Source organism: Clostridium sp., from assembly GCF_051654825.1.
Taxonomy (GTDB): Bacteria; Bacillota; Clostridia; order Clostridiales; family Clostridiaceae; genus Clostridium.
On the sequence record NZ_JBOFYU010000032.1, the window covers coordinates 1 to 4370 of the forward strand.

The 4370-nt window shown below is 27.4% G+C and carries 7 protein-coding genes; all 7 read right to left on the reverse strand.

The window, feature by feature from the left end:
• On the reverse strand, positions 1 to 492 hold a 492-nt coding region (locus ACRDBA_RS01435; protein ID WP_438571166.1), incomplete at its 3' end, for a head fiber protein.
• A 14-nt stretch (positions 493 to 506) separates the two neighbouring features.
• Positions 507 to 1193 carry a hypothetical protein gene (locus ACRDBA_RS01440; RefSeq protein ID WP_438570114.1) on the reverse strand — a complete coding sequence of 229 codons (687 nt, stop codon included), beginning with the start codon at positions 1191 to 1193 and terminating at the stop codon, positions 507 to 509.
• 10 nt (positions 1194 to 1203) lie between these two features.
• On the reverse strand, positions 1204 to 1575 hold the full coding sequence (locus ACRDBA_RS01445) for a phage tail fiber protein (protein ID WP_185874678.1): 372 nt from the start codon (positions 1573 to 1575) through the stop codon (positions 1204 to 1206).
• Positions 1575 to 2615, reverse strand: a complete 1041-nt coding sequence (locus ACRDBA_RS01450) for a baseplate J/gp47 family protein (RefSeq protein ID WP_438569862.1) — start codon at positions 2613 to 2615, stop codon at positions 1575 to 1577. Before ACRDBA_RS01450 ends, ACRDBA_RS01445 begins: the two co-directional genes overlap by 1 nt.
• Positions 2615 to 3088: a DUF2634 domain-containing protein gene (locus ACRDBA_RS01455; RefSeq protein WP_438569861.1), complete on the reverse strand. Its 474-nt coding sequence runs from the start codon at positions 3086 to 3088 to the stop codon at positions 2615 to 2617. Before ACRDBA_RS01455 ends, ACRDBA_RS01450 begins: the two co-directional genes overlap by 1 nt.
• Entirely contained in the window at positions 3075 to 3554 is a 480-nt protein-coding gene (locus tag ACRDBA_RS01460; protein WP_240220847.1) for a DUF2577 family protein, read from the reverse strand. The genes ACRDBA_RS01455 and ACRDBA_RS01460 overlap by 14 nt, the downstream gene beginning before the upstream one ends.
• Positions 3544 to 4370: XkdQ/YqbQ family protein (locus tag ACRDBA_RS01465; RefSeq protein WP_438571167.1), on the reverse strand; the 827-nt coding region annotated here is incomplete at its 5' end. The genes ACRDBA_RS01460 and ACRDBA_RS01465, both read right to left, overlap by 11 nt.

The following is a 4370-nucleotide window of genomic DNA, read 5'->3' on the forward strand; positions in this document are numbered from 1 at the left end:
ATATAAAAATCTTTCTTCTATTTTATTCCAAGTTGTTCCTGGAAACATTAATGCTGGATTATTTGCATTATCTAGTAATAATAATGCTCCAATTGGAACTAACCCTTCTCTCGCAGGTATAATACTTATAGTTCCTGAGCTATCTATATTTATTCCATTTCCTATTTTTACCCCTCCTAAAGTATTGCCATTCGCAACTGGTAACGAATAATTGTTTGCATTGTCTGCTATATTATCTAATTTTACTTTATCTTCTTTAGACATATGTCCATCTTTTATTTGGGTTACCTTTGTTGCAATATGATCTACTATACTAGTAAAAGCATTTTTTAATAGTTTATCTACTTTTAAAAATGACCTAGAGAATCTTCTTAAATCTACTTTGTCTTTTAATGTTAAAATTTCTAACTCATAATTTTCCGTTACAAGATCTCTTCCTGTATCCAAATCATTATCTGTTATTTCTTTTATTTGTCTTTCCTCTTTAGGCAATAATACTCACCTTCCTAATTTATAATATTTATTTCATAAAAAGCAGGAGAAACACTTCTAATAAACTCATGGAATAAATTAAATGTTTTTAGATTTTCTTTATTCTCTTCTAAAACTATAGTTAACAATTTATTAGCTTTATCATTAATTATGTCTAATATTTCTCCAACCTCAAAGTACTGACTAATTTTATATATAAAAGCTTTATTGAATCTTTCATACTTTGCAATCTCTTTTGCTATCAATATGTTCTGTCTAGTTCTTATTCCTAAACTATTACTTAATTTACTGCCGTATATTTTTTCTAATCTATTTAAATTAACAGAATTTGTTGAAATTAATAGCGAACTTATCTTTTCCTGTTTCAATAAATCTAATCTTTGTAATTCTATTGAGATAGTCTTAGCTAGTTCCTCTATTAATTTAGCTTTTCTCATATATGGTGGCAAATTTAATAAAATCTTCTCTGTGAAATCTTTTGAAGTATCTATTCCTAAAACTGTCAATTCACTCTTAGATTTTAATTTAGCTGTATCTTTTATTACTGTTATTAGCTGATTTGAAATATGATTGGATATAGCTCCAATATCTTTAGAATCCAATGCAAAGTCATGAACTATATTTTCTAAAAACTCTTCTACTAATTGCTCATTCAGTTCCCAAACTTCTTTTTTTATAAGAGGTCTATTATTTCCTTTCATTATCTCTCTCCTAATCTATTGAAAATATCAAATAAGCTCTAGGTATCTTATAAATATCAGCTGCTCTTATCTCTTTCTTAAAATCTAAAGCTGAGAACAATATCATATTTCCATTCTCTTTAGAATCAAAAATTGCTATATGAGTTATCCAACCCCAATCTTCTGTTGCTGTAGGAAACTGTATATCTTGATGATTATATGTTTCTCCTAGCTTAGGTTCTATGTATTGTATTGGTTGCCTTTCATATGAAATTGCATTTACTTCACTTGAACTATTTCCTGCTTCTTCTGGATTAGCTTTCATTAGTCCTACATAAAGTTGTCTTGATCTCAAAACTTCATTTATAACAAGATTTTCTCCATAATTTGTAAAACCTGCCATTAACTAATTCCTCCTATTGTTATTGTATTTACCCTACATAATTTATCAGGCTCTATCACTAAATCATCTTTAATCCCATTTATTTTTAAGTCTGATAACTTTTCAATACTTTTACAACTATTTATAATTGAAGCTATCTCAAAATATAAAATTCTTTCTTTAAAGATATTCTTAAAAAGAAATTCATTTAATGCTACCTTTATCTCTTCTTTTGCCTCACTCTCTAAATAGTCAGTATTAAGTTCTGCTTCAAAATCTAAAGCTATATCATTAATTACTACTGAATCTACTGTTAAATTAATATCTGATATAATCTCATTATCAATTAGATTCTTTATCTTATTTTTCACTTCTTCAGTTGCTATTGGATTAGTTTTTTCAGTCACAATTAACCTTACTGTACCTCGTCCATTCCAACATGGAATACATTTAACTTTATCAACTTCAGTTATCTCTTTAGCTTTATCTTCAAAGTAATATTGATTCCATGATATAGGTGGATATTGAATATATCTTGAAACTCTAGCTTTTAATTCATCATCTGTTTCTTGATTTCTTCCTCCAGATATTTTAGTTAAATTTGTTACTGAAGTTAATCCGATATAATCCTCTTTAAATTTTGTTATCTCTCCAACTTCACAATTTCCCTTTTCTCCTGCTTGTACAGCTTCAACTTTAACAAAAGTAGATACATTAACTATCTCTTTTTCTTCAATTGTTCTATATTCATTAGATGAACTTGTAACTATAGTTCCCTTTTTTATTACAGTTCCATTAGCTCCAATTATTTTAACTTCTCCTGTAGCTGATATAGCTTCTATTCTTTGTTTCCCCTTATCCCTAACACACATATCTAAATCTATTCCAGTAGCTGTATCAATAAATCTAGTATTTAAATCATCACTATATAAATTTTCTTCCATAGCCATTTCAACTGCTACAGCTCTTAATATATCTCTTGCAAAACTTCCTATCTCAGTATTAAAAGATATTCTACTGGCCATTCTTTCTGTTATTTCATTTATCTTTTCACTATCCACTAAAATACCTCCTCATACTCTATTGCTCCCTCTTCTAACTCTAATATAAAACCACAATGCATTTTTTCATCTACTTGAACTAGCTGAAGATAATGAACATTTTTTATAAGTCTGTGATTTAATAAACTTTTATAAATATCATCTTTTATTAATTCAATATGAAATAAATCTGGAAATAGCTGCTTACCAACATATTTTTTTATATCTAATCCAAAGTCATACTTTAAATCTTTCTTATAACAATTCCAACTATTTCTATTAGTTAAAAATAACTTCTTTACCCATTGTATTACTAGTTCTTTATTAGTTAATAAATACTTAGGTTCATTCCCAGTAAAGTAGAAATCTCCCTTTTCAAAATCAAACTGTACCTCTTTGACTTTTATATTCTTTATCTCTTCCTCTTGCTTAATTTGATAATCTTCTATCTCTTTAGTTACATCTTTATATTTTGAATAACTACTTGGTAGCATCAGCTCTCACCACCTTATCTACTAAGTAAAAAATTTCATGTTCATTAGTTGGAACTAGTAATACCATATCTCCAACTTTTAAATCATCTGTCCATTCATTTGTTCCACTCAGTTTAAATGTACCTTTTCCTTTTAAAGTTCCTGAGATTGTTCCATGTTGATGTTTATGTGGTCCTGGTCCTCCTTCAGTATTTGATGAATTTGTTTCTATCTCTCCATTTATAACTATCTCATCTACATTACCCCACGATTTAAACTCTCTAGTATATGTTGATATCTTTTCTTCTGATATAACTATATTTTTAGTTTTTAAAGTTATCTTAGGATCTATTTTTACCTCTAAATTAGGTGGAGCTTTTACCACTTCCCCTGTAATAGCTCCCATCCAATTTTTATTATTTCTAGTTACTAAAAGCCATGCTAAATCATTTATGGCTTTTTTGTATTTAATTTTATTATTCTTCATAATTCAATCTCTCCAAATCCATTTTAGCCATAATTCTCATATCTTTAGCAGCAATAGTATAAACAACTGATTTAACTTCAAATATACCTGTTATATCTAACTCTTGATAGTTTAACTTTAGAACTCTTCCAGGATTAATAATCTCAGCTATAAAAGGAATTTCTACAGTTAAATTTTCAGATAACTTATTACTTAGTTTTAATATATTTTCAGCTTTATTTTTATTGATTCCAACTTCAGCTTCTTTTATACTTATAACATCTTGAAGTAATCCATATCTTTTTATAGATTTATCATCTTTAGATTCTTCAACTTGGATATAATTATTTCCCTTTTGTGTATAAACCTTTATAGAGTTTTTCATATTCTCCATACTTCTGCTATAAACTGGTGGTTTTATATAATTCAAAGCATTAAATTCAAAGTCCTTATTTACCCCTTTTATATAGGTTGTTGGTTTTAACTCATTAGATAATACCCTTACTTTATCTCTAGCTTTAAAATGAAATTTACCAAGCTCATAATAGAAGTCATATTCTTTACCTTCTAAGGCTTTTATGTTATCTATAATTTCTTTGATTATGCTTCCTATGCTAGTTCCAAAATAAAATTTATCAATGTTGGTATTTGTTCCTTCTATAATTCCAACTTCTCCACCTAAAACATTCACAAGTTCTCTAATACATACCTCTACTTTTACATCAACAAATTGGAATGTTTCTTTATTTTGATTTAAATAAAATGAATAATCCATAGCTTTAAACTTATTATCTTTTATAATTACTCCTGAAAATATCTCTTTATTATCAAGCTTTA